The sequence below is a fragment of the Niveispirillum sp. BGYR6 genome (genome assembly GCF_027568365.1).
In the GTDB taxonomy this organism is placed as follows: Bacteria; Pseudomonadota; Alphaproteobacteria; order Azospirillales; family Azospirillaceae; genus Niveispirillum.
Genome location: NZ_JANLNL010000010.1, coordinates 113,907 through 139,131, shown reverse-complemented (window position 1 = coordinate 139,131; position 25,225 = coordinate 113,907). Strand labels below are relative to the sequence as shown.

The window sequence follows — 25,225 nt, the reverse complement described above, 5'->3', positions numbered from 1 at the left end:
TCCGATGAGAACCCATGCCAAACTTGCCCTCACCCTGCCTTTGACCCTCTGGCTGGCCGGGTGCAGCCTGGCGCCGGAGACGGTGCGACCGGAAACCGGCGTCGCCAGTGCCTGGCCGGCATCTGCCGGCCCGGTGAAGGCGGCCGATCAGAAGGCCGCCGCCATCGCCTGGCAGGAATTCTTCCGCGATCCGGCCCTGAAAGGCCTGATCGAGCGGGCACTGGCCAATAATGCCAACCTGGAAGTGGCAGTGGCCAATGTGGAGCGGGCGCGTGCTCAGTACCGCATCAACCGGTCCGACCTGTTGCCGAAGCTGAATGCCGGTGTTTCGGCCAGTCGGCAGGGCGTGCCGGCCGCCAGCTCCAGCAATGGCCGCTCCATGGTGACCGAACAGTACCAGGCCAATCTGGGCATCACCGCCTTTGAGCTGGATTTCTTTGGCCGGGTGCGCAACCTGTCTGACGCGGCGCTGCAGAGCTTCCTGGCCACCGAACAGGCGCAGCGTTCCACCCAGCTCTCGCTGGTAGCGGAGGTGGCCAATGCCTGGCTGACCCTGCTGTCCGACAAGGCGTTGCTGAAGCTGACGGACGATACGCTGAAGGCCCAGCAGGAAAGCTATGACCTGATCAAGATCGGCTTCGACCGGGGCGTGCGCACCCAGTTGGAGCTGAGCCAGGCCCAGACGACGCTGGAGACAGCGCGTGCCAACCAGGCGCTCTATCGCCGGCAGGTCGATCAGGACATCAACGCCCTGACCGTGCTGGTCGGCGGCCCGGTGGATGCCGGGCTGGCCACGCTGGCCGCAGAGGATGGCACCTATATGCTGCCGGATCTGCCGGGCGGCCTGCCATCCGACCTGCTGGTGCATCGCCCAGACGTTTTGCAGGCGGAATATTCCCTGCGTTCCGCCAATGCCAATATCGGTGCGGCGCGGGCCGCCTTCTTCCCCAGCATCTCGCTGACCTCTTCCATCGGTACCGTTTCGGGCAGCCTGTCCAATCTTTTCGATAGCGGAACGAAGGCATGGAGCGTGGCACCGTCTGCCACGCTGCCAATTTTTGACTTCGGCGCCAACGAGGCCAATCTGGGTGTGGCCAAGGCCAACCGCGACATTGCCGTGGCCCAGTATCGCCAGACGGTGCGCACCGCCTTCCAGGAGGTGGCCAATGGTCTGGCGGCGCGGGGGACGCTGACGGACCAGTTGCGGGCGCAGGAAGGGCTGGTGGCGGCGACGCAGAGCAGCTTCAACCTGTCCAAGGCCCGCTATGAACGCGGGGTGGATGATTACCTGACTGTGCTGGACAGCCAGCGGGCGCTTTATGCCGCCCAGCAGAGCCTGATCTCTGTCCGGCTGCAGCGTCTGTCCAATCTGGTGACGCTGTATAAGGCGCTGGGGGGCGGCACGCTGGCCGGTGGAACGGCCACGGTCGACGCAACACCGTGACCGGGATAAAACCCGCCATCCCCATGGCCGGGCGTCGTCCCAGCCGTGGGGAGATGCGGCGGCGCGCGATTCTGGATGCGGCCAGCATCGTCTTTCTGCAGAAAGGCTATGAGAAGGCCAGTCTCAGCGAGATTCTCACCCTCTCTGGCGGGTCGCGCGCCACCATCTATCAGCTGTTCGGCAGCAAGGACGGGCTGCTGGAGGCCATGCTGGTGGAATGCTGTCAGGCGGTATTGGCACCGCTTTCGGCCGATGCCGTGCGCTCCCGCCCGCCGGGGGAGGTGCTGCGGGAAATGGCAGTGCGTTCGGTAGACGTGCTGTTATCGCCGGCCAATCTGGCCCTGACTCGGGTCGTGCTGGCCGAGGGGCGGAAATTTCCGCATCTGACGCAGGTCTTCCATGAACAGGGCTTCGTGGAAGGTAACCGGATGCTGGGCGCCTATCTGGCGGATATTTCCCGAGACGGTGCCTATTATATTCCGGACCCGGAACGATATGCCCGCATCTTTTTCAGCATGGCCTGGGGGGATGCGATGTTCCGGTTGGCGGCTGAAATGCCCGATCCGCCGACGCGGGAAGAGGTGCTGGGCGATGTCGAGGTGGCCGTGCGCATCTTCCTGGAGGGCATCCGGGCCTCCCCCTGATCCGTTGACGCAGGGGAACCTAATGGATCGGATGTTACTTTCGCGCGACAAAAGAGGTGCCAAGTGGACTGATTCGTCACTTTATGTTGCGGCGCGGGATTTTTTGCGCTGATGTCCAATAGTGTCGGGGCGATGCGTTGCGAAAGTTGCGCATCCGCCCTCAAAGGAAATCATAGCAATTCTCATTTTCGGCATTTTGGGTTATGCCAAACGTCGTTACTCGGGTTGGTAATGGCGGTTTCCCTACCGAAATTGCATACGACTCCTCAGCGAAAGAGACCGTGGAGCTTGCCCAACCGGGGGAGCCTGCCTAGAAAGTTGTATTCTTGAAACTCTGCTTTTGACGCAGGCGAAGCTTGAGCTAATGTCTTCACCAGCGGCAGCAGGTTGTGGTAAAGCAACATTGCTTCGGCACTGCGGAACGAAGGGGCGGACCGCGGATAAACGGCAAAGGTGCTCTCCCACCAGGGAGCTTGGCATTGCTTGCGCCTGAAATGCGCAGGGGATGACGGGTTTATTTGGTCGGTGATAGCCCGTTCCTAAAACCCGCGCAGAAGGTGGGCAAATTGAATTATGCGATAGCTCTTGTTCTGCAGATCGCCGCGTCTGCGCTGATCTGCCTGATGGCGCCCCGGATCGGAACCTTGCTGGGGGTGATGGACAAGCCTGATACGTACCGCAAACTGCACCGTGGTGCTGTTCCGCTGATCGGCGGTCTGGCCATCCTGCTGCCGGCGGCGCTGATTGGCATTGTCCTTTCCGTCATGACCGGTGAGGTCTCCCACTGGGTCATCGTACCTACGGCCACCGTCCTGTTCATCATGGGCATGATGGATGACCGGGAGCATTTGCCCCCGGCGATCCGCCTCTCTGTTTCGCTGGTCATGTTCTCCCTGGCGGTGATCCTGTCCCCGCATCTGGCGATTGAGACCTTGAATTTCGGTGAGGGAACGCTGGTTACGATGGCGCCGGTTGTCGGTGCCGTGCTGACCATCGTCAGTCTGGTGGGCTTCCAATACGCCTTCAACATGAGCGATGGCGCCAATGGTGTGGCCAGTGGCGCCGCTATGATCTGGGCCTTGTTCTTCTTCTTCACCGGAACCGGGGTCTTGGCGTGGCTGTCGCTGCTGCTGTTCTTTGGTGGTGTGGTGTTCCTGTGCTTCAACATGCGGGGCCGCATTTTCCTTGGTGACAGCGGGGCCTATGGCATCTCTGCCGTGATCGGTTTGCTGGGGCTGGCCATTGTTGCCCAGCCAGACAGCGGCCTGACCAACATGCAGCTGGTGGGGCTGTTCCTGCTGCCGGTGCTGGATTGCCTGCGCCTGATCATCTCCCGCACCCGTTCCGGCCGCGCGCCGTTCTCTGCTGACCGGGAACATCTGCACCATTATCTGCTGCGCTGGCTGGTGTCGCCGGTGCGCACCGCTGTCGTCTATTGGCTGATGGTGGGTGTTCCGAATTTGCTGGGTATGCTGGTCGGTGGCCCTGCCGGTTTCGTGGTCACTTTGGCCCTTACCTTGATGCTGTATCGTGCCGTGATCGCCCGGACCGCTTTGGTGCAGGCACCTACCCCGGCTGCCGTCAGCGGCGAGGCTCGCTGAAACCATTGTCAGCGGCCGCTTATCAGCGGTTTGCTTGATCCTATTGCCAAATAAAAGGCCGGGGCGTTGAAGCCCCGGCCTTTTATTTTACGGCCCTTGCCGGCTATCCCAGATGGGCAAGGCGCGGGGGTTGGGTCAGCAGGGCGGCGGCCGCCAGCCCGATGGCCAGCAGCAGCGCCGGGATGATCCAGAGCGGGTTACCCCAGACAGCAAGGCTGGCCACGCCATAGAGGGCGAAGGCCAGCAACAGCTCTGCCACCAGGATGAAATAATTACCCTGATAGCGCTTCTGGAAAGCCTTACGGCCCCCTTCCACCGGGGCTTGGCGCATATCCAGCAGCAGGAACAGCAGGATGGCCAGCACCCCGGTCAGCCAGATGCCGACCGCCGCCATGCCATAGGCTGGCAGCAGGTAAAGGCTGACAGCGCTGAGAATGGCGAGGGAGGGCAGGCCGGCCGCCAGAAGCTGATCCGCCAGCAGCCGCATCCGGGGCACAGGCGCGGTGCCCAGCAGGTCCGGTGCATCCTCTGCCACCACGGCCAGCCATACCATGGCACCGGCAAGCAGGCCCAGGCTGGGGGGAACAATCAGCCATCCCATGTATAACGGCGCGTTCCCCATGGTCGTGATGGTCTTGCCATGCAGGGAAAAGCCCATGGGGACGATCATCAACGCGATGGACAGCACCTGGGTCAGCAAGGCCGGGTCACGCCAGATCAGCCGCCATTCCTTCAACAGGACGGACAAGGTGCGGCCGCGCACCCGCAACCCCATCGGTCGGTTTTTCTGGCGGCGTGGGCTGGCGTCGGTGGCCCCGGTGCTGGCGGCCAGCCGCAGGAAGGCCGGGCCGCTGAACCAGCAGATGGCGGTGAAACCACCGATGCCGACCAGCAGCAGGATGGCCAGGGGCCCCGGCTCCCCCGACATGGCGGCGCCCAGCCAGCGCACAGCCAGCGCAATCGGCGTATCGGCCAGCTTCAACGCTGTCTCCATGCCGGCGCGGGTACGCTCTCCGCTGCCTCCCCCCTTCATATTCATCAGCTGCCAGGACAGAGCCCCGCCGATACCGACAATGCCTGCGGTCACCTGGGCCACCGTTCGGGCCCGTCTTGGCCCCAGCACCCGCACCAGGCCCAGCAGCAGCAGGAAAGAGAAGGACAGGGTGATTAGGCTGAGGGTGGGCAGGGTCAGATAGCCCACCAGCCATCGCCAGGAGACAATAAGCGCCCCGCCATTGATGAAGGGAGCGGTAAAGATCAGAACCCCGGCCGAGAGCGCGATCAAGGTTCCCATCAATCGCACCGGCAGAATGACGCGCGGCGACAGGGGGGAGGAGAGCAGCAGATCGTAATCCCCCCGCGTATAGAGCCCGTTCACCAGCAATTGCAGGGCGATGGCGATATTCATCGCCATCGTGAACAGGCCGGCGCCCCCCAGCATCAGATGCAGCACGGGGGCTGGCAGGTCCATTTTGGCGAAGCCGAAGGCGGACATGATGCCAACCCCATGCAGCATCAGCAGCAGCACGATGGAGCCGGCGATCATCCAGGGGCCATTCCGCTTGGTGCGGAACGACAGGCGCAGTTCGTGGCGCAGCAGCCAGGGAAGGGAACCAGGGCGCAAGGCGGGCAGCATCAGGCGGCCCCCCGCGTGGCGACCAGATCCAGGAACACCTCTTCCAGCGTGCCACCGCTGCGGCCGGCCTGCTGGCGCAGGGCGTCCAGGGTGCCTTCCGCCACCAGCTGCCCATGCTGGATGATGCCGATACGGTCCACCAGCCGTTCCGCCACCTCCATGATATGGGTGGTCAGGATGATGGTGCAGCCTGCCCGCGCCCGTTCCAGCAGCAGGTCTTTCACCTGCCGGGCGATGGCGGCATCCAGCCCGGTCAAGGGCTCGTCCAGGATCAACAGGCGCGGATCATGGATCAGCGCGCCGGCCAGGGCGGCCTTCTGCTTCATGCCGCGGGAAAAGCCCTCGCAGCGCTCATCCCGGTGATCCCATAATTCCAGCCGGGTCAGCAGCCTTTCCGCCTCATCCCGGGCGCGACCGGCGTCAATGCCCCAGAGTCCGGCGACGAATTCCAGATATTCCAGCGGGGTCAGCTTGTCATACAGCATCGGCTCGTCCGGCAGCCAGGCGATCAGGCGCTTGGCCTCCACCCCCCGGCTCTGCGTATCCACGCCAAAGACGGAAATGCTGCCGGCATCCGGGCGCAGCAGCCCGACCACCATTTTCAGGGTCGTTGTTTTGCCGGCGCCGTTGGGGCCCAGCAGCCCGTAAAATTCCCCCGGCTGGATGGAAAGGTCGATGCCCTTCACCGCCTCCTTTGCGCCATATGATTTGCGCAAGGCGCGGATTTCCAGGGCAGGGCTTGCGGAATGATCAGGCATGATTGCAACCCATGTGGTGTATCAGGCCACAGGATGTTAGCCAAACCACTGCGCTGACGCAGCATAATTAACCAAGCCGCATCCATCCACCGTGCGGGCAAAACAAAACCGCCGCCGGGCAGGCCGGCGGCGGTTCTGTGTGATCAAACCGTCTGTGTAGGATCAGGCGGCTTCGGCGTCGGCCGCGACCTGCAGCTTGATGATCTGGTCGGGGTCCTTCACCTCGCCATTGCGGCCCTGGCCGCGCTTGATGGCGTCCACATGCTCCATCCCCTCGGTCACCTGGCCCCAGACGGTGTACTGGCCGTCCAGGAAGCGGGCATCGGCGAAGCAGATGAAGAACTGGCTGTCGGCGCTGTTCGGGCTGGCGGCGCGGGCCATCGAGCAGGTGCCGCGCACATGCGGCTGGCGGCTGAATTCCTGCGGCAGGTTCTGGCCCGAACCGCCGGTGCCATCACCGCGCGGGCAGCCGCCCTGCGCCATGAAGCCTTCGATGACGCGATGGAATTTCAGCCCATCATAGAAGCCTTCGCGCGCCAGCTCCTTGATGCGGGCGACATGCTTCGGCGCCAGGTCGGGACGCAGCTCAATGGTGACGCGGCCGCCGGCCAGATCGAGATACAGGGTGTTTTCCAAATCCATCGTGTCGGTTCCTTGGTCGGTGTTTTATGGGCCGGCGCGCACCATAGCGATATGGGGACCGGATGAAAACCGGCGCTTTATGCGTTGCCGCCGTCTATTTCTTCTGGGGCTGCGGGTTGGCCGCTGCCGGCGGCCCCTCCCCATCCGCCGCGATCCAGGCGCGGATGATGCGGTCGGGGTCAGTCACGCGGCCATCTTTTTTCATATCGCCGGTCTTGAGCTTGTCCACCAGCTCCATCCCCTGAGTCACCTTGCCCCAGACGGTATATTTGCGGTCCAGCTGCGGTTCTGCCCGCATCAGGATGAAGAACTGGCTGTCGGCGCTGTCCTTGTGCATCCCGCGCGCCATGGAGACGGTGCCGCGTTCATGCGGCAGGTCCGATGGTTCCAGCATCAGATAGCGGCCGGTGCCGCCGGCCCCATTGCCACGCGGGTCGCCCGTCTGGACCAGAAAGCCCTTCAGCACCCGGTGAAAGGCCAGCCCATCATAAAAGCCGCGTCGCACCAGCTGGCGGATGCGGGCGACATGCAGCGGTGCCACATCCGGCCGCATACTGATGGTGATGCGGCCGCTGGCCAGTTGCAGATAGAGAATATCCTCCGGCTTGGCCTTATAGGCGGGGGCGGCCCCCGCCGGCAGGGCCAGCACCAGGGCCAGCGGCAGCAACAGCAGCAGGCGGCGCAGCATCGCCATGGTTTCTCCCCGATCCATGTTTTTTCCTGGCCCGACGATAACGGCCACGGCCTTGCAAGGGAACCCTTGGCGTTTATTGATGCTGGGTGGATTTTACCTATCCGGGCGATCCGGCAAAGGGTGATGGGGCGGATGGTGCGGCAATATCGGCTTTGGCTGGCGGCGGGGCTGGCCCTTTCGGGCCTGATACTCTTCCTGGTGGGGCGGCAGATGCTGCCGGGGCTGGTGGAACGCGCCCTGACCCAGGCGCTCTGGGCGGAGGGGCTGACCGGCGCCCAGGTGACCTTGACGGAACTGGGCGGTGATCAGGCCAGCGGCACCCTGTTGCTGGATACGCGCTGCGCCCCGGCCTGCCATGCCCGCTTCACCCTGGGCTACAGCCTACCCGGCCTGTGGGGCCGGCGGCTGGATGCGCTGCTGATCAGCGACCTGTCGCTGGCCGGCTGGTCGCCGCCGCCTTTGCCGCCGGCGGGGGCGGAGCGCTGGCAATGGCCCAGCATTCAGCTGCGGGATATTCCCCTGCCGCTGCCGGACAACCCCGTGCTGCCAGCTTCGGCGCAGGTGATGCAGGCCAGCCTGACCCCGCTGCCGGCGGGCGGCTGGCAGGCCGACGGCCAGGGGCAGCTGTTGGGCGGTGGGGCCGTGCTGGCCCATCTGGCGCTGCAGGGCAGCCTGCTGCCGGGGCAGCCGTCCGAAATTGCGGTCACGGCCAGCCCGGCCGGCGCTGGCCCGCAGGCCAGCGGGACCATGCGAATCCGCTTGCCCGCCGGCGCGCCGCCGGTGGGGGAAGGGCATGTGCAGTTGGAGAAGCTGGCGCTCTGGGGCCTCTTCCCCCTGCGGCTGGAGCTTTCCGCCAAGTCGGACAAGGACGGGGCGCTGGCGTTGCAGGGGCTGCTGACCTTGCCGGACGCGGCCGGCCCCCTGCAGGCGGGCCGGCTCAGCCTATCCCTGTCGGGCACCCCGACCCGGCTGGAAGGGCAGGTGAGTGCGGAGGGGATCGGTATCCAGGACGGCCCCCGCGATAATCGCGCCAGCCTGCCCCTGTTATTGCGCCGGGGCGCACAGGGCTGGCAGGTGGAAAGCCCGGCCGGTGGCGCGCTGTTCCTGCCCGCGCTGGGCGTGGCGGCCCATGGCCTGACCCTGACCGCCCCGGCGGCGGAGGGCGCCTTGATTCTCTCGGCCGACAGCCTGCATCTGGGCGGGCCGGCCCCGCTGCTGGTGCCGCTGCGCCCGGTGCTGCGCCTGGATCGCGGGCAGCCGGGGCAATGGACGGCCAGCCTGTCGGCGACCGACCTTGCCGGGCAGCCGCTGGTGCGGGGGGAGGCGGCGTGGCAGCCGGGGGGCGAGGCCCGGCTGATGCTGGAAATCCCGCCCCAGAATCTGGGGCTGGCAGGCCGGTCCCTGGATGCCCTCTCCCCCTGGCTTGCCCGCTGGCTGACGGCGGCGCGGGGGCGTGTCGGGTTGCGCCTGACCTATGCCCAGGACGCCGCCGGTTCCACCAGTGCCGCCCATCTGTTGCTGGATCAGGCGGGATTTTCCTGGAACGGCGGGCAGGTGGAGGGGCTGTCCGGCGTGCTGTGGTTCGACACGCTGTCGCCGCTGGCCATGCCGGCGCAGAATTTGTGGCTGGGCCGGCTGCGGGCGGCCGGCATGGTGCTGGATGGCGGGGCGCTGTCGGTGGAACTGCCGGGGGATGGCCAGCTGTTGGTCGGCCCGGCCCTGGTCAGCTGGTCCGGCCTTGCCCTGCAGCTGGCGCCCAGCCGTTTCACCCTGGGCAAGGCGCCGTCCCCCCTGGCCCTGACCCTGCCCGACAGCGCGGCCGGCCCGGTGCTGGCGGCGCTGGGCATGGCGCCGCTGTCGGCGGAAGGGGTGATTGCCGGTCGCATTGATCTGCCGCTGGATGGCAGGTCCTTACCGCTTGGGGGCTTCCAGGCGGTGGGGCCGGGGCAGATCATCTGGCAAGGGGCGGAGACCGTCCCGCCCTTCCTTGACCCGCGGCAGACTGACAGCCCGGCCCTGGTGGCGGCGGCCTTGCGCCATTACCAATTTCGCCAATTGCGGCTGAGCCCGGGGGCCGACGCCCCGGTGCTGCGGCTGGACGGTGGCAACCCGGACCTTTATGGCGGCTATGCCATGGGGTTGAGCCTGCATCTGCGCCCGCCGGCAGATGCAGGGCCGCCCGCCCGTCCCCCGGCGCTGGACGCAGCCGTGGCGGCCTATCTGCGCGGTGGCTGACGGATCAGGGGAAGCGGCAGACTTCGCCGGTGACCTCCACAAAGGAACGGGCGCCGGCGCTGACGGTCAGCTTCACTTCCTTGTCCGAGGCGATCAGCGAGTGCTGCAGGGGCAGCACGCCGGAAATTTCCTGCGCCGGGGCATCGCCATTGCTGATGCGCAGGGTGACCGGCTTGGCCGGGTCGTACCAGGCCTCCGGGCTGCCGCCGGCATTGCGGGCGGGCACGCCTTCGCCGGTCACCACCAGGCTGCCATCGGCGAAAGCAACACTGGTATTGGCGCCGCGATAAATCGGCGTGGGCAGCACGAAGCGCTTGGTTTCCGGCCGGGCGCAGGACCGCGGGTTGCTGGCCTGTTCCAGAAGAAAGGCGATACGTTCCGGCTTCACCCCTTCGGCCAGCTTGCGCGACAGCAATTCCGACAGCCGCGCCAGCTCCCCGCTGGGCACTTCGCGCTGCAGGCGGATTTCCAGCTCCTTGGTCTTCACCTCCAGCGACTGGGCGATCTGCTGCAACTGCCCGGCGCGCCGTTCGGCCTTGTCCTTGGCGGCGGTGGCATTGGCCAGCTCTTCCTGCATGGAGCCCTGGCGCGATTTCAGCTGTTCGACGCCGACCAGATAGGAGAAGCCGGCCACCCCGCCCAGGACCAGCAGCCACAGCCCAAGCTTGATAATCCGGGCCCAGAAGCGGCGGCGATAGCGCCGATGATGGTCATAAAGGCCGTAGCTCATGTCGTCGCCACAATCCGGCTGGGGTGAAACGATAGGGGTGAACCCGCACGGGAACCTAATCAGCCGCTTGGCGAATTACAAGCGGGGTGCGGCGCGGTGTGGTCGCCACCATTGCGCCCGGCGGCCACACCGGCTAATTTCGCCGCCGGCCCTCCCTGTTCAGGAATGCATCGATCATGAGCTTCGCCGTCATCGGTATTTTCGTCGCCGCCAGCGTGCTGGCCGGCATCTGCATTGCCGCCATCAAGGCGCCGGAAGGCGATGGCGATCATGGTCACGGCCATGGCCACCATGGGCATGGCCATCACTGAGATGATGCTGACGGGCCGGCGGGCTGATCCGCCGGCCCGATCCTGACGATACGCCAGAAGGTCAGCCCGGCCGCCGCCCCGATCAGGGTGATGAGTGCCAGGGGTATCGTCCCGGCCAGGCTGCCCATATCGGGAAACCCTGCAAAGGGCAGCGGCACCAAGAACCCGCCCACCGCAGCGCAGTGGCGAGGGGTGAACGGAACCCGCCGGATCAACAGCGCGAAGATGATTGCACCCAGCATCAGCGTCAGCGGGATGGAAAGCCCGGCGGTAAAGGCATAGAGACGCAGCAGTGCCAGCGCCTTGTCGGGCTCCCATAACCCGCCTTGCCGGGTAAACATGTCAAAAGACTCGTAGAACCCCACGACGGGGAACATCGCCGCGGCGGATACCGCCCCGGCGGCGAGGAGGCCCGGAAATATCCGGGAGCGCCGATAGCTGTTTTCCGTGATCATGGCGAAACTCCCCGCTGGTCACTTCACCAGCCGCAGCAATTCCTTGAATTCCGGCCGGTCATAGCGTTCCAGCCATTCGAACACCACCATCTCCGCCGTTACCAGTTCAACCCGGTGATGGCGCAGCCGGTCCAGCGCTGCAGCCTTGTCGGACGGGTGGCGGGAGCCGATGGCATCCACCACCACCGCCACCTTCAAACCCAAGCCTGTCAGGCCCAGGGCCGTCTGCAGCACGCAGATATGCGCCTCTGTGCCGCAAAGCAGCACGGTTCCCCCGCCAGCGGCCCAGGCCAGGAAATCGCCCTGGTTGCTGGCGGCAAAATGCACCTTGCTGAAACGCAGCGGCACCAGGGTGGCCAGCCGGGCGGTGGTGGGGCCGATGCCGGCCGGGTTCTGATCCGTGGCGGCGAGCGGGATGCCCAGCCGATGGGCGGCGCGGGCCAGCAATTCGCACCGTGCCACCACCTGTTCCGCCCCATCAATGGCGGCCAGCAGCCGGTCCTGCACATCAATGATGACCAGCCGGCTGTTCCCGGTCAGCACCAGCGGGGTGGGGGCGGAGCGGTCGGCGGGGCCTGACATGGCATGATCCCTTGCTGCAAGGCCGCCATGCGGCGGCAGGGACGGCGCTGTGAGCCGTGTCACTGAGGGCCGGCGGGCCCTGGATTAGGTTTCATCAACCTCATCGCCATCTTAACAGGAATCAGGGCCATGCGCCGCTTGTCATTGGCGGGCACGGGATTGCTGCTGCTTCTCGGTGCCTGCACCACCGCCCCCAATACCCTCACCGCTTCCGCCCCTTTACAGGTGGCCGAAGAACATCCCGGCTTTGCCGGCTGTGCCGCCTATGTCCAGGCATCATATCCCGGTGCACAGGGGGTGGATGCCCGTGTTGCCGCCCTGCAGCAGTGCCTGGCCCGTACACCCGGCAGCAAACAGGTGGCGATGCGGTTGAGTTGAGAAGCGGATTTCCCCTGCAAAAATGGATATTGACAGGGCTGTGAGTGGCGGAACGCCAAGCATATAAAGGTATGCTGGTTGGGCAAGTTTCAAACGTTTGCACCGCGAAATAAATCTGAAATCTATCTGCGCAGATACTGTCACCTTTGGGGCCTATAAGCCGCCTTGTCCCGGCGGCCCCTGATGGCCGTGGGGCTGTTGCCAATCCGACCCCACAGGTTGACCGATGCACCGGACTTTCCTGCTGCGCAGCGCCTCTGCGCTGGCGCTTTGCCTTGCCTGCGTCCCGGCCATGACGGCCTTCGCCGATGTCGCCCCCGCGACGGAGGAGATGGAAGAAATCGTCGTCACCGGCACCTATAGCCGCAGCCTGCAGGCCGCCCGCGACGTGAAGCGCAATGCCGACAAGGTGGTGGATTCGGTCTCCTCCGAAGATATCGGCAAGTTCCCCAACCAGAATGTTGCCGAGGCGCTGCAGCTGGTCACCGGCATCACCATGACCCGCAGCCGCAGCGAGGGTCTTGATATCGCCGTGCGTGGTCTGGCCTCCAACTTCCAGACCACGCAGTTGAATGGCCGCTCCATCGCCGTGAACGAGAATGTGGAAAATGGCGGCGTCAATGGCCGTCAGTTCCGCTTCGACGTGCTGCCGCCGGAACTGGTTTCCCGCATCGATGTGGTGAAGTCCCCCACGGCCGACATGAATGAAGGCGCCATCGGTGGCAATATCGATGTGCGCACCGTGCGCCCGTTTGATCTGGGCACCACGGTCAGCGGCACGGTACAGGGCAGCTATTCCGACCTGCGGGAAAAGACCGATCCGTCGGCGTCGGGCATCGTCTCCTGGGTGAATGACGATAAGAGCCTGGGCCTGCTGCTGGCCGGCTCCTACATGAAGCGTTCCGTCCGCCAGGACCGCGAATATAGCACCGGCTTTGAGATCAAGAAGGGCTGGTCCTCCCTGTTTGGCGGCGACACCTGGACGCCGACCCGCATCCGCCCGACCATCGAGCAGGAAGACCGCAAGCGCTACACCGTGGCCGGCGCCCTGCAATGGCAGCCGGATGCGCGCTGGGAAACCAATGTCGATCTGTTGTTCTCCCGTCTGCGTAACGACTATGACGAATACGGCATCGATATTTACCCCGGCGACAGCGCCGCCAAGCCGCGCCCCGGCAGCTTCACCATCAAGAATGGTACCCTTGTAAAGGGCACGTTCGATAACGTCTTCACCATGGCCTCGCGGGAGACCTCGGGCCAGCGCCATGACCTGTACGTGGCGGGCCTGAACCAGAAATTCACCAGCGGTGACGGCTGGATCGTCGATATGGATGTGTCCTACTCCAAGGCGCATTCGATCAGCGAAGACCCTATCTCCCGCACCCGGTTGCAGACCTATCTGCCGCTGACCATGGATTTTACCCGTGGTTACAAGAATGCCTATGATCTGATTACCAGCACCGATCTGAACAACCCGGCCTCCTATGTCGGCCGCCGGCTGGAATATCGGATGCAGGACAGCAACGATACCGATTGGGGCGGGCGTCTGGATGTGACGCGCGAACTGAATATGGGGCCGCTGGCCAGCATCCAGGCCGGTGCCGAATATCGCAAGCGGGAGCGTGACTATTTCCGCCGCGACATCACCAGCAACACCGGCGTGGCCAATGTGCCCGGTGCCAGCTTCTCCAGCGACCTGTTCGACAGTTTCCCCTATAACGACTTCCTGTCCGACTATAGCGGCAATTTCCCGCGCACCTGGCTGGTGCCGGATGGCAAGGCCTTCTTTGCCAAATACTGGAACAAGGCGCTGGAAAGCAATCCGCTGACCGCGGCCGACAAGGCCAACAGCTTCAATGTGCAGGAAGAAATCTGGGGCGGTTACGCCCGCCTGAATATGGAGACGGAGCTGGGCTCCATCCCCGTCAGCGCCAATCTGGGTGGCCGTCTGGTCAATACCCAGCAGATCTCTGCCGGCCATGCCAGCAATGGCACCACCGCCACCCCGGTGCGGTATGAGAAGGACTATACCAAGTTCCTGCCCAGCCTGAACGTCAAGGCCGACCTGACCGACGATCTGGTGGGCCGGTTCAGCGTGGCCCGCGTGCTGACCCGCCCCAACCTGGGCGATATCGCCCCGCGCCTGACCATTTCCAACGATGCCCCCACCGGCAGCGGTGGCAACCCCAACCTGAACCCCTATCTGGCCACCCAGTATGATGCCACGCTGGAATGGTACTTCGCCAAGGATGCGGCGCTGACCGGCGGCGTCTTCTTCAAGAAGCTGGATAGCTATATCACCGCCCGCAACACCCAGATCGACGTACCGGGCCGTGGCGATATCCGCGTCACCACCTTGACCAATGGTGGCGATGCCGAGGTGCGCGGGTTTGAACTGGCCTATCAGCAGGTGATGAGCTTCCTGCCGGCCCCGTTTGACGGGCTGGGCGTGCAGGCGAATTACACCCATGCCGATGTGAAGACCGAATTCGTCACCGGCACCCGCACCGTGCGGGACCTGCTGCCGGGCTTGTCCAAGGACAGCTATAATCTGGTTGGCTTCTATGAGCTGGGGCCGTTCGGCGCCCGTGCCAGCTATTCCTGGCGCAGCGCCTATATGAGCGGTTTCGGCAACGAGGTCAGCTCCGACACCAATGTGGATGATTTCGGCACCCTGGATGCCAGCCTCTCCTATGCCGTCACCGAGAATATCACGGTGACGCTGGAAGGCACCAACCTGACCGGGGCCGCCATCTACAATTACGGTAACGACAAGAACCAGCCGCGCGAAATCTACTATTACGGCCGCCGCTATACGGCCGGCGTGCGGGCGAAGTTCTGATCCGGCGTAACGGCGGGCCGCAGCAGATGCGGCCCGCCTTTTCTGTTAAAACCTTCCCAGAGTACGGTCAGGCGATTGGCAGGGTGCTGAAAAACCCTCTCTTAATCTTGGCCCGAAAATCCCCCACCCTCGTGACGCGAAAGCCTATTGCGTACCCTGTTATACCATCGGTCATAATTCATGGCCGATGGTACGGCGGGGGGCGCCGTCGTATCAAGTTGCGATCCGTTCTGCTCATGGCAACTTGATATTAGCCGGACACCGTCGTACTCGCCGCAGGGAAGGCAATCAAGCCGGGGGCATTAGGTTCTGTACCAATCATAAAGAGAATAGGGAATTGTGTGAAAGGATAAATTCCAGTATTAATGTTACCTAGACCTCCTGCTGAGGTGGACATGTTTATATTGTTTGGTGCATCTCCGGGTTTTGGATTTGTCAGGTATAGAATTGGCATTGGTGTTCCTTCATCGTCTCCTTCTCCGCCAACCGTAAGGGCAATTTCAGTGTTATCCGGAAATTGATTTGCAGAAATCTGCATGTTTGTACCTTGGTCGAAGAGGATACTGGGCGTTCCGGTATCCAAAGTTACAGCCACTGCGGCTTGGGTGATTTCTTTAGTAAGTATTATATTTGGTATATCATTTTGGGCTGTGTAAGCATTACCACATAATAATTGTGGGCTATAAATGGGATAGCTATTTTGTTTTTCTGATTGTGTTTCAGGGGTAAACTGTCCTTTATTTTGTAATTTAAATACCTGCGGAAAATATTCAATTAAAGGCGCAACGGCACCTAAAATTAATCGACCGACCTTAGTCTCGCTTGGGAGAGTAATTGGGATTGATCCTAGGTATGGATTTTGTGGAAGTTCAGTAAGATTTGCCAGATCAATAACAAAGCCGTTTACATTGTTTTGAATTATTTGTGATAAAGCGCCCAATAAAGGGGTGAATTCGCCAGAATATTGACTTGGAACATTGCATTTTTGTAGACTTGATAGAGATACGCCAAAATCACCCTGAAAATAATTATATATTGGAAATAAATTATTGTCGTCATCAACATTCGATTCGAATTTTGAGTGAGGCGTATTTATTGATTCTTGTCCTGTAACATAGGATTCCCCAACCAATCCCATATTTATAGATATGCTTGGTGTCTGATTGTTAGAACCACTCAGATAGAAGCTGATTTGACATTCTGTCGATTGAGCAAAGTACGTAATGCCACTTTCATACTGAATTGCGGTGTCATAACTGCCAGACTGAAACCCCTTGAAGTTACTCCCATTAGCCCAGAAACCTGGGCCGCCTGTGTCGAATTCATACAGGCAGCTGGATTGTGAGCCTTGTGCGCTGCCGTTATTGACTGCAACATTAACAACAATGCCTACCTTGTAGTAGGTTTCTCCATTGCTTTGACATGGAATATAATAAAGAGGAATTTCTAATAATTTCATTTCTGCAATCTGGGCACTTGTGATGTTAACATTTTGTGGTACGGCGGGGGGCCATGACAGAGCAGTAGACATTAATTACCTCTATGTTTCGAATTCTGTGTCCATTGACATCAGCCAAGCGTCAGAAGGCGGCATTGCCGTGTGACATTCAATTTATCAATTCTCTAAATATGTTGACAAATCTGGAAGCGTTGCACGTTTGTGCGTGTTTATCCTTGATTCTGAGGGCAATCTGAACCATATTGCCGCCCAACAATCATTGTGATGCGTCTCACCCCATGGCCAACCTGCCCATCCTGCCGGAAGAACGGCACCGCCTGATCCGTCAGCGCCTGGAGGCGCAGGGGCGGGTGCTGGCGGTCGATCTGGCGCGTGACCTCAATATCTCCGAAGACACGATACGGCGCGATCTGCGCGAACTGGCGGCGCTGGGCCATTGCCAGCGCGTTTATGGCGGGGCGCTGCGCCTGTCGCCGGCGTCGGGTGACCTGCAGACGCGCCAGCGCCAGAACCCGGAGGGCAAGGCCCTGGTGGCGCGGCGGGCGGTGGGGCTGGTGCAGCCGGGACAGGTGCTGTTCCTGGATGCCGGCAGCACCAACCGCGCCATTGCCGATGCCTTGCCTGATCATGCCGATTTGACCGTGATTACCAACGCTCCGGATATCGCGCTGGCCCTGGCCGGCCGTCCGGGCTTTACGGTGATCCAGGTGGGCGGCGTGCTGAACCCGTCTGTTGGGGGCACGCTGGGCGCCCGCGCGGTGCGAGAAGTAGCGGATTATGCCGCCGATCTATGCTTTGTGGGTGTCTGTGCTGTCTCTGCCGAGGCGGGCCTGCGCTGTTTTTCCCTGGAAGATGCCGAATTCAAACGCGCCGTCATTGCCGCCAGCCGCGCCGTGGCTGTGGCGGTGACGGCGGAGAAGGTGGGAACGGCCGCTTCTTTCCATGTCGCCGATCTGGCCACCATCGATCATCTGATCGTCGGTGGGGAGGTGCCGGATGCGGCACTGGCCCCCCTGCTGGATGCCGGCCTTGTCATTCTCCAGGCTGCCGCCTGACACCCGACGATCTGTTTGCCCAGGACCATCATGACTGCGCTTTCTTCCCCGGTTCCCGCCCCTTCCGCCGCGCAATTCGCCACGCGGCTGGTTTTTCTGGTCGCCGGCTTTGGCACGGCGACATGGGCGCCGCTGGTGCCATTTGTCAAATCACGCATCGGCATGGAGGCGGGCACGCTGGGGCTGGTGCTGCTGGCGCTGGGCGGCGGGTCGATCCTGATGATGCCGCTGGCCGGGCAGCTGGCGGCGCGGTTTGGCTGCCGCGCCACCATCATGGTCTCCGGCCTGATCGCCACGGCGATCCTGCCGCTGCTGGCCGTCGCCCCCGATCTCTGGTGGCTGGTGCCGGGCCTGTTCCTGTTCGGGGCCAGCATCGGCACCATGGATGTGGCCATCAATGTGCAGGCCATCATTGTGGAGCGGGATAGCGGCCGGCCGATGATGTCGGGATTCCATGCCCTGTTCAGCCTGGGCGGCATTGTCGGGGCCGCCGGGATGGCGGCCATCCTGGGCCTGGGCGCCTCCCCGTTGGTGGCCACGCTGACCATGCTGGTGGCGATGGTTGTGCTGCTGTTCCTGTCACAGGGGGGGCTGCTGCCCTATGGCAGCAAGTCGGACGGTCCGGCCTTTGCCCTGCCGCGTGGCATCGTGCTGCTGTTGGGGATCCTCTGCTTCATCAGCTTTCTGGCCGAAGGCGCCATGCTGGATTGGAGTGCGGTGTTCCTGACCGGCACGCATCAGGTGCCGGCGGCCTATGCTGGTCTAGGCTATGCTGCCTTTGCTGGGGCCATGACGGTGGGGCGTTTCCTGGGGGACCGGATCGTGCATCGGTTTGGCCCTGTCACCGTGCTGTCGGTGGGTGGTTTCATTGCCGGGCTGGGTTTCATCGCCGCCACCCTGGCCCCGGTCTGGGAACTGGTGCTGGCCGGTTATGCGCTGGTGGGGATCGGCGCGTCCAACATTGTGCCGATCCTGTTCACCAGCGCCGGCCGCCAGCGCGCCATGCCGGAAAGCCTGGCCCTGCCAGCCGTGTCAACCCTTGGCTATGCGGGCATCCTGGCCGGCCCAGCCGCCATCGGCTTTGTCGCCCATCTCAGCAGCCTGTCCATCGCCTTCCTGCTGCTGGCTGTCGGCTTGATCGGCGTCGGTGTGGGCGGGCGCTGGTTGCGCCGGCTGTAAACCCAGCAGCAACAGGGAACGGGCGGCCAGCGGGTGGGCCTCACCCGCTGGCAACACGCCATCCGTTTCCGCCGCCGTGTCCAGCAGCACCTGCCAAAGCGCGCCACCCGTCACCGTGGGCAGGGTGAAGGACACCGCCTCGTGGTGCGCGTTCAGCAATAATAATAGCGTGGCATCGCTGCCCGGCCGGCGGATGCCGGTGGGCTGGGCCCGGCCATCCAGCAACATGCCCAGGCAGCGGGCATGGGGATCGTGCCAGTTTTCCGGCACCATCTCCGCCGCCGCCGGGGTCAGCCAGGTGACATCCTTCACATCCAGATCGGGATGCTGCTGCCCGGTCAGGAAGCGGCCCCGCCGCAGGATCGGGTAATGTTGGCGCAGCGCGATGCAATGCCGCACGAAATCCCGCAACGCCTCGCCCGCCGCATCCACGCCGGCCCAGTCCAGCCAGGTCGTCTCATTATCCTGGCAATAGGCATTGTTGTTGCCCTGCTGGCTGTGCCCGAACTCATCGCCCGCCAGGATCATCGGCGTGCCTTGGGAAAAGATCAGCGTGGCCAGGAGGTTGCGCTTCTGCCGTTCGCGCAGGGAGAGGATTTCCGGGTCGTCGGTCGGCCCCTCCGCCCCATGGTTCCAGGAGAGGTTATGCGAATGGCCGTCGCGTCCCTCCTCCCCATTGGCATCATTATGCTTGTCGTTATAGGAAACGAGGTCGTTCAGGGTGAAGCCATCATGGGCGGTGATGAAATTGACCGAGGCATGGGGCCGCCGGCCCCGCCGGTTGAAGACGGAGCCGCTGGCCGTCAGCCGGTCGGCCAGTTCGGGCAACTGGCCCTCGTCCCCCTTCCAATAGGCGCGCACCGTGTCGCGGAACTTGTCGTTCCATTCCGCCCAGCCGGGTGGAAAGCCACCGACCTGATAGCCGCCGGGACCGCAATCCCACGGCTCTGCGATCAGCTTCACGCGGGACAGCACCGGGTCTTGCCGGCAACTGTCCAGAAAGCCGCCGCCTTCATCAAACCCATAGGGCTCCCGCCCCAGAATGGTGGCCAGATCGAAGCGGAAGCCATCGACATGCATTTCCTCCACCCAATAGCGCAGACTGTCGGTCACCATCTGCAGCACGCGCGGGTGGGACAGGTTCAGCGTGTTTCCGGTGCCGGTTTCGTTGATGTAATAGCGCTGCTGGTCCGGGATCAGCCGGTAATAGCTGGCATTGTCGATGCCCTTGAAGCTCAGCGTCGGGCCTAATTCGTTGCCTTCCGCAGTGTGGTTGTAAACCACGTCCAGGATCACCTCCAGCCCGGCATCATGCAACTGGGCCACCATATGCTTGAACTCGCTGATCCCCCCGCCGCTGGTGGAATAGCCGGGTTCGGGCGCAAAGAATCCCAGCGAATTATAGCCCCAGTAATTGCGCAGGCCCTTGTCCAGCAGGGGCTGATCCTGGGCGAAGGCGTGGATGGGCATCAGTTCCACGCTGGTGACGCCAAGTGCCTTCAGATAATCCACCACCTCTTTCACCGCCAGCCCGGCATAGGTGCCGCGCAGGGCGGGGGGCACCGCGGGGTGGCGCATGGTCATGCCCTTTACATGCGCTTCGTAAAAGATCGTGCGGTCCCAGGCGATGCGGGGGCGCCGGTCACGGCCCCAGGTGAAGGCGGGGTCGATCACCCGGCATTTCGGCATATGGGGGGCGCTGTCCCGCCGGTCGAAGCTGAGGTCCAGTGCGGAATGCCCCATGCGATAGCCGAAATGCGAGGGGTGCCAGTCAATCCGCCCCACCAGCCCCTTGGCATAGGGGTCCAGCACCAGCTTGTGCGGGTTGAAACGGTGGCCTTGCTCCGGCGCGAAGGGGCCGTGCACGCGATAGGCATAGACGGCCCCCGGCCGGGCATCGGGCAGATAGCCGTGCCACACCTCGTCCGTATATTCCGGCAGGGTGATCCGCTCCAGCTCCCGCTTGCCGCTGCTGTCGAACAGGCAGAGTTCCACCTTGGTGGCGTGGGCGGAAAACAGGGCGAAATTCACCCCCAGCCCGTCCCAGGTCGCCCCCAAGGGGTAAGGAAGCCCTTCGGTGACGCGCGACGACGGTTTTACAATGGCCATGGCGGCAGGCTCCGGGTCGGGTTGTCTGGCTGCCTGCCAACAACCCGGCGCGGGGGTGGGATGTTCCACCCCCGCGTTCCCCGGCCCAGTCTGAATTGATACCACCCCGCCTAAAGGTTGACCTTTAGGCGGGGTGGAGGCCGGCGACCGCTGGCTTAGCACCCCCATGGGCGCGTAAGCCAAGCTGCCGGATGGCAGCGCCATCTCCCGGGATCGGTCACGATCCAGGGAGATTTGTACGACTTTATTCCTCCGCGTGCGGCAGCACAAAGGAGAGGGTGGCCAGATGTTCATCATGGTCCACCAGCTTGGGCTCTGCCGGGCTGGCGGCATAGGTGGCGGCGATGACGTTCAGGCCCTGATTGCGGATGGTGACCGTCACCACGCCATCGGCATCGGTCTTCTGCGGTTCCTGGTCGGGATCGGTGACCAGATCGCGCTGCACCGATACGCCGGCCTGCGGCTTGCCCTGGAACAGCACGCGCAGCTTCAGCGGCTTGCCCATTTCCGTGGGGATCGCTTCCAGCGGCACCAGTTGCAGCGTGTGGCCGGGCAGGGCCGGCATCGGCTTGGTGGGCTGGCCGGTCAGATGCACGGCATATTTATAGGTATGTTCGGCCCGCACCGCGTCCGGCACTTTGTCCCGCCCGGCATTGTGCCATTTACCGTCGGGCGCCTTGGTCCAGTTGCCATTATCCATGATGGCGGTCAGGGCCACGGCCGGCCCCTTGGCTTCCGCCAGCACAATGGGCCCGGCGGCGCGCAGGGTGGCTTCCACCGGCTGCCAGCTGGCATCATAGGCGCTAGTGGCTTTGATCAGGGGCAGCCGCTTCACCATGTCCAGATCGTCGGCGCCGACACCATAGATCAGGGCCGTCTGCTTGGCGCGCTGGGCGAACCAGATGCCATGGGCGTCGGCGGGCATGGTGGCGGCAAATCCGGCCAGCGTGGCCAATGCCAGGGCGATGCGCATCCGTTTTTTCATGTCCCGATCCTGTCCGTCTGGGGCTTCCGGGTGCCGGACGCCCTCGCCCGTCCGTGCCCCTTGTCGGTAAAGCTTATCCCCATCCACGGGTATGATTGCGGAAAAGCCATGGCCCCGGCAGAATTTTCCACCGAAGGCCGCGATGGGGCGGCCGGATATATCGTGCATCCGGCAACTCTAGAAATTTCTCATATAATGGAATGCATTTCCTTAATGTGAATTTTCTATTGACTCTGACGCACACCTCCCATACTCAGACAAATATAAGAAAAGTACGGGAGGACCGGTCGCAAGATCGGCGCACCTTAAGGGTGCCTTTGCAGTTGCAGTGACGTTCCAGCCGGTCAAGCCGGCCATTTATCCTTGCCGCATCCTGTTGCCCGGCCTCTGAAATGGGGGCCGCATGGGGAATTGTATGCGTAAATAGGGGCGATGGCGGTGCCGGACTGTGGCCAATAATCAACAATCAAACCCATCCCGTTGAGGATGATGCGGCATCAGGGGAGGACCAGAATGTTCCAGAAACATGGGCGTTGTTTGCCATTCAATCGTTCCAGCGCCTCCATTTTGGCGCTGGGGATCGCCATGGCCGTGGTGGCCCCCGGCATCGCTATGGCACAGGAGGCACCGCCAGCCGAAGGGGCGTTGGACGAGATCATCGTGACCGGCTTCCGCGCCTCGCTCAACAGCGCGCTGAACCAGAAGCGTAACGAGACAGCCGCCATTGACAGCATCGTGGCCGAAGATATCGGCAAGTTCCCGGACAGTAATCTGGCGGAATCCATGCAGCGCGTGCCCGGTGTGGCGCTGGCGCGCGGCGATGGCGGGGAAGGGCGCAATATCTCAGTCCGGGGCCTGGGTGCTGCCTTCACGCGTGTGCGTATCAATGGCATGGAAGGCACCTCGCAGACCGGCTCTTCGGATATCTATGGTGCCGGCAATGCCGGCCGCAGTTTTGATTTCAATGTGTTCTCCACCGAGATTTTCTCCGCTCTCGCGGTGCGCAAGACCCCCTCAGCCGATACGGAGGAGGGTTCGCTGGGCGCCACGGTGGATTTGAGTGCGCCCAAGCCGTTCGACAGCCGGGAAAAGACGGTGGCGACCGCCACGGTGAAGGGTGTCTATAACGAAGTGTCGAAAAAGGCCGATCCGCGTGCCTCGCTGCTGCTCTCGCACAAATTTGGTGATCAGGAGCAGTTCGGCGTTCTGGGCTCCTTCGCTTATCAGAAGCGGAACATCCGGGAGGTCGGCTATTCCGCCGTGGATATCCTCTCGGCCAACACTAATGGCCTGTTCTGCTCGCCGCTGGGGGTGACGCCGATCTATCCCAATGTGCCGGCCAAAGGCTCTTCCAGTACAATGTGTTCCACCAACAACCCGCGTACCGGGTCGGTGGATGCCTATAACACCATCCTGGGCTTGCGCCGGGCTGACCAGCCCAACACGCCCGGCAGCGGGGCCTTCCTGCCCCGCATCCCGCGTTACCTGAATTCCGAACAGGATCAGGAACGGCTGGGCGCCAGTCTGACCCTGCAATATAAGCCGGACGAGATGACGGATATCTCGCTGGACGGGCTTTATTCCCGCTTCGATGTGACCCGGCGGGACAATTACATTGCCGGTCTTTCCTTTGCCCGTTCCATCACCAATAATGGCCAGCCCATGGTCTCGGTACGGGATGCGAAGTTCGACGATAAGGGCTCCCTGGTCTATGGCGTCTTCGACGGGGTGGATGTGCGATCCGAAGGGCTGGTCGACCGTTTCGTCTCCAGCTTCAAGCAGGCCAATCTGAATTTCCGGCATGAGTTCGACAATAATTTCGAAATCAGTGGCTTGCTGGGTTTTAACCGGTCGGAGCTGGATGGGCGCAAGCGGTTCCAGACCTTCATGGATGTCATTGACAGCGATAATTTCACCATCGATTACCGGGATGGTGGTTCCGTGCCGAAGCTGGGCTTCGGCTTTGATGTCGCCAACCCGGCCAATTTCCTCTATGGCCCCGCCGGGGCGGATGGAACGGTGACCGGCGGTTTCAGCCCGCAGGGCCGCCCGCTGACCCAGAAGACCGACAATCTCACCGCCAACCTGAACCTCGCCTACCGGCTGGCCGATGGCTATACGCTGAAGCTGGGCGGCCAGTTCCGGGAAAGCGATTATGTCGCCACGGCGGTGCGGGAATATCTGTCGGATGTACAGGTGCGCAACCTGCCGGCCGGGACCAGCCTTGCGTCCATCACCCGTCAGATCACCGGGCTGGATGATCTCTGGGGACATAATGCCCCGGCCAGCTGGGCTGCCATTGATCCGGAGAAATTCGCCAAGCTGTTCGATACCGACAGCATCCGTACCTGTGACGAGAGCTGCGGCGGCGCCCGCACCCGGGTGAAGGAGCGGGTGAAGAGTGCCTATGTGATGGGCACCTTTGATCTGGCGGGCCATCTGCCCCTGCCGGTGCGGGGTGATGTTGGGGTGCGCTATGTGAAAACCACCATGGACACGTCGGGCTATATCACCGTGGCCCCGCCGGCCGGCACCAGTTCACCCACCAACCTTATCGGTCGGCTGGCCGAGGCCAGCAACAGCTATGATGACTGGCTGCCCTCGGCCAATGTGGTGGTGGAAGCGGCAGACGATGTGCTGCTGCGCTTCTCTGCCGCCAAGGTGATGGCACGGCCGGAACTGGGGGTCCTGACCCCGACCAGCGGGGTGACCGCCACCACCCGCGTCGGCAATATCAACAATCCCTATCTGGACCCGATCCGCGCTAATACGTTCGATGCCGGTGTGGAATGGTATTTCCGTCCCGGCTCGCTGCTGTCCTTTGCCTATTTCTACAAGGACATCAAAAGCTTCATCCAGAATGTCAACAGCCAGGCCCCCTTCAACACGCTGGGGCTGCCGGCGGCCCTTCTGGAGGGGACCAACACCTCGCCGAACGAGATTTTCACCATCTCCCAGCCTTTCAACACGCCGGGCGGGCCGTTGAAAGGGTTTGAGGTGAATGCCCAGATACCCTTCACCTTCCTGGAGGATAGTTTCTTCGCCAATTTTGGTGTGCTGGCCAATTATACCCGGGTTTCCTCCACCATCGATTATATCCTCGCCAGTGCCGGCGGGGTGCCGACGGTGACCACCAAGGCCGATCTGATCGGCCTGTCGAAGAACACTTTCTCCGGGACGCTTTACTACGAGGATGAGAAATTCTCCATCCGGGCCACGGCCAATTACCGCGACAGTTTCATTCGCGGCATCCCGGCCTCGCCTGGCAGCGATCTGCAGGGCAATGCGCCGACCCTGTATGTCGATGCCTCGGCCTCCTACAATCTCACCGATCAGGTGAAGCTGATCCTGGAAGCCACCAACCTGACGGATGAGCAGAACCGGCTTTATATCGACAGCAAGCGCAAGGATACGCTGTTCGAAACCCGCATCGGCCGGACCGTCACGGCCGGTGTGAATGTGAAGTTCTGATGCGTGCTTTCTGTC

The 25,225-nt window shown here is 62.8% G+C and carries 19 protein-coding genes and 1 pseudogene; 10 read left to right on the top strand and 10 right to left on the bottom strand.

All coding sequences use genetic code 11. From position 1 onward, the window contains the following. The first annotated feature begins 4 nt into the window (after positions 1–4). From PCJ49_RS19075 to PCJ49_RS19065, 3 genes are all read left to right on the top strand, one after another. Positions 5–1,444 carry an efflux transporter outer membrane subunit gene (locus tag PCJ49_RS19075; protein ID WP_269912336.1) on the top strand — a complete coding sequence of 480 codons (1,440 nt, stop codon included), beginning with the start codon at positions 5–7 and terminating at the stop codon, positions 1,442–1,444. Next, on the top strand, positions 1,441–2,088 hold the full coding sequence (locus PCJ49_RS19070) for a TetR/AcrR family transcriptional regulator (RefSeq protein ID WP_269912335.1): 648 nt from the start codon (positions 1,441–1,443) through the stop codon (positions 2,086–2,088). Before PCJ49_RS19075 ends, PCJ49_RS19070 begins: the two co-directional genes overlap by 4 nt. Before the next feature lie 623 nt (positions 2,089–2,711). Next, complete coding sequence (locus PCJ49_RS19065; RefSeq protein ID WP_269912334.1) at positions 2,712–3,689, top strand: MraY family glycosyltransferase; 978 nt, start codon at positions 2,712–2,714, stop codon at positions 3,687–3,689. Positions 3,690–3,792: 103 nt separating this feature from the next. Here the strand turns inward: PCJ49_RS19065 and PCJ49_RS19060 are convergent, their stop codons facing one another. The 4 genes from PCJ49_RS19060 to PCJ49_RS19045 form a co-directional block, all read right to left on the bottom strand. Then, positions 3,793–5,325: a hypothetical protein gene (locus PCJ49_RS19060; RefSeq protein ID WP_269912333.1), complete on the bottom strand. Its 1,533-nt coding sequence runs from the start codon at positions 5,323–5,325 to the stop codon at positions 3,793–3,795. Continuing rightward, entirely contained in the window at positions 5,325–6,083 is a 759-nt protein-coding gene (locus PCJ49_RS19055) for an ABC transporter ATP-binding protein (RefSeq protein WP_089289522.1), read from the bottom strand. The genes PCJ49_RS19060 and PCJ49_RS19055 overlap by 1 nt, the downstream gene beginning before the upstream one ends. Positions 6,084–6,245: 162 nt before the next feature. Next, positions 6,246–6,725, bottom strand: coding sequence for a peptidylprolyl isomerase (locus PCJ49_RS19050; RefSeq protein WP_089289521.1), 480 nt, complete (start codon positions 6,723–6,725; stop codon positions 6,246–6,248). A gap of 94 nt (positions 6,726–6,819) precedes the next feature. After that, positions 6,820–7,437: a peptidylprolyl isomerase gene (locus PCJ49_RS19045; protein WP_269912332.1), complete on the bottom strand. Its 618-nt coding sequence runs from the start codon at positions 7,435–7,437 to the stop codon at positions 6,820–6,822. Between the two features lie 114 nt (positions 7,438–7,551). Between PCJ49_RS19045 and PCJ49_RS19040 the strand changes: the two genes are divergently transcribed. Beyond that, complete coding sequence (locus PCJ49_RS19040) at positions 7,552–9,654, top strand: hypothetical protein (RefSeq protein ID WP_269912331.1); 2,103 nt, start codon at positions 7,552–7,554, stop codon at positions 9,652–9,654. Positions 9,655–9,658: 4 nt separating this feature from the next. Here PCJ49_RS19040 and PCJ49_RS19035 read toward each other — a convergent pair whose 3' ends face one another. Continuing rightward, a complete protein-coding gene (locus PCJ49_RS19035) occupies positions 9,659–10,384 on the bottom strand; it encodes a hypothetical protein (protein ID WP_089289519.1) in 726 nt (241 codons plus the stop codon). A 176-nt stretch (positions 10,385–10,560) separates the two neighbouring features. Between PCJ49_RS19035 and PCJ49_RS19030 the strand changes: the two genes are divergently transcribed. Continuing rightward, positions 10,561–10,695 carry a hypothetical protein gene (locus PCJ49_RS19030; protein ID WP_256387132.1) on the top strand — a complete coding sequence of 45 codons (135 nt, stop codon included), beginning with the start codon at positions 10,561–10,563 and terminating at the stop codon, positions 10,693–10,695. Here PCJ49_RS19030 and PCJ49_RS19025 read toward each other — a convergent pair. Together PCJ49_RS19025 and PCJ49_RS19020 are read right to left on the bottom strand one after the other, a co-directional pair. Then, positions 10,689–11,150 (bottom strand): hypothetical protein, encoded by a 462-nt coding sequence (locus PCJ49_RS19025; RefSeq protein WP_269912330.1) that lies wholly within the window; start codon positions 11,148–11,150, stop codon positions 10,689–10,691. The genes PCJ49_RS19030 and PCJ49_RS19025 overlap by 7 nt on opposite strands. A gap of 18 nt (positions 11,151–11,168) precedes the next feature. Further along, complete coding sequence (locus tag PCJ49_RS19020) at positions 11,169–11,732, bottom strand: isochorismatase family protein (RefSeq protein ID WP_269912329.1); 564 nt, start codon at positions 11,730–11,732, stop codon at positions 11,169–11,171. 129 nt (positions 11,733–11,861) lie between these two features. Here PCJ49_RS19020 and PCJ49_RS19015 point away from each other — a divergent pair, with 129 nt between their 5' ends. Both PCJ49_RS19015 and PCJ49_RS19010 read left to right on the top strand, forming a co-directional pair. After that, complete coding sequence (locus PCJ49_RS19015) at positions 11,862–12,110, top strand: hypothetical protein (RefSeq protein WP_269912328.1); 249 nt, start codon at positions 11,862–11,864, stop codon at positions 12,108–12,110. Positions 12,111–12,336: 226 nt separating this feature from the next. Continuing rightward, positions 12,337–14,952 (top strand): TonB-dependent receptor, encoded by a 2,616-nt coding sequence (locus PCJ49_RS19010; RefSeq protein ID WP_269912327.1) that lies wholly within the window; start codon positions 12,337–12,339, stop codon positions 14,950–14,952. Between the two features lie 250 nt (positions 14,953–15,202). On the opposite strand, the gene PCJ49_RS19005 is transcribed toward PCJ49_RS19010, so the two are convergent. After that, the gene (locus PCJ49_RS19005) at positions 15,203–16,483 is read right to left on the bottom strand and encodes a hypothetical protein (protein ID WP_269912326.1); all 1,281 of its coding nucleotides are present in this window, start codon (positions 16,481–16,483) and stop codon (positions 15,203–15,205) included. A gap of 206 nt (positions 16,484–16,689) precedes the next feature. Here PCJ49_RS19005 and PCJ49_RS19000 point away from each other — a divergent pair, with 206 nt between their 5' ends. Continuing rightward, positions 16,690–17,466, top strand: a complete 777-nt coding sequence (locus tag PCJ49_RS19000; protein ID WP_269912325.1) for a DeoR/GlpR family DNA-binding transcription regulator — start codon at positions 16,690–16,692, stop codon at positions 17,464–17,466. A gap of 30 nt (positions 17,467–17,496) precedes the next feature. Continuing rightward, positions 17,497–18,177: pseudogene (locus PCJ49_RS24780) on the top strand (MFS transporter); the annotation flags it as partial. Between the two features lie 321 nt (positions 18,178–18,498). Here PCJ49_RS24780 and glgX read toward each other — a convergent pair. Together glgX and PCJ49_RS18990 are read right to left on the bottom strand one after the other, a co-directional pair. Then, positions 18,499–20,754, bottom strand: coding sequence for a glycogen debranching protein GlgX (glgX, locus tag PCJ49_RS18995; RefSeq protein WP_089289512.1), 2,256 nt, complete (start codon positions 20,752–20,754; stop codon positions 18,499–18,501). Positions 20,755–20,998: 244 nt separating this feature from the next. Continuing rightward, positions 20,999–21,739 carry a DUF4198 domain-containing protein gene (locus PCJ49_RS18990; RefSeq protein ID WP_269912324.1) on the bottom strand — a complete coding sequence of 247 codons (741 nt, stop codon included), beginning with the start codon at positions 21,737–21,739 and terminating at the stop codon, positions 20,999–21,001. A 513-nt stretch (positions 21,740–22,252) separates the two neighbouring features. Here PCJ49_RS18990 and PCJ49_RS18985 point away from each other — a divergent pair. Beyond that, positions 22,253–25,210 carry a TonB-dependent receptor gene (locus PCJ49_RS18985; protein ID WP_269912323.1) on the top strand — a complete coding sequence of 986 codons (2,958 nt, stop codon included), beginning with the start codon at positions 22,253–22,255 and terminating at the stop codon, positions 25,208–25,210. Positions 25,211–25,225: the final 15 nt, after the last annotated feature.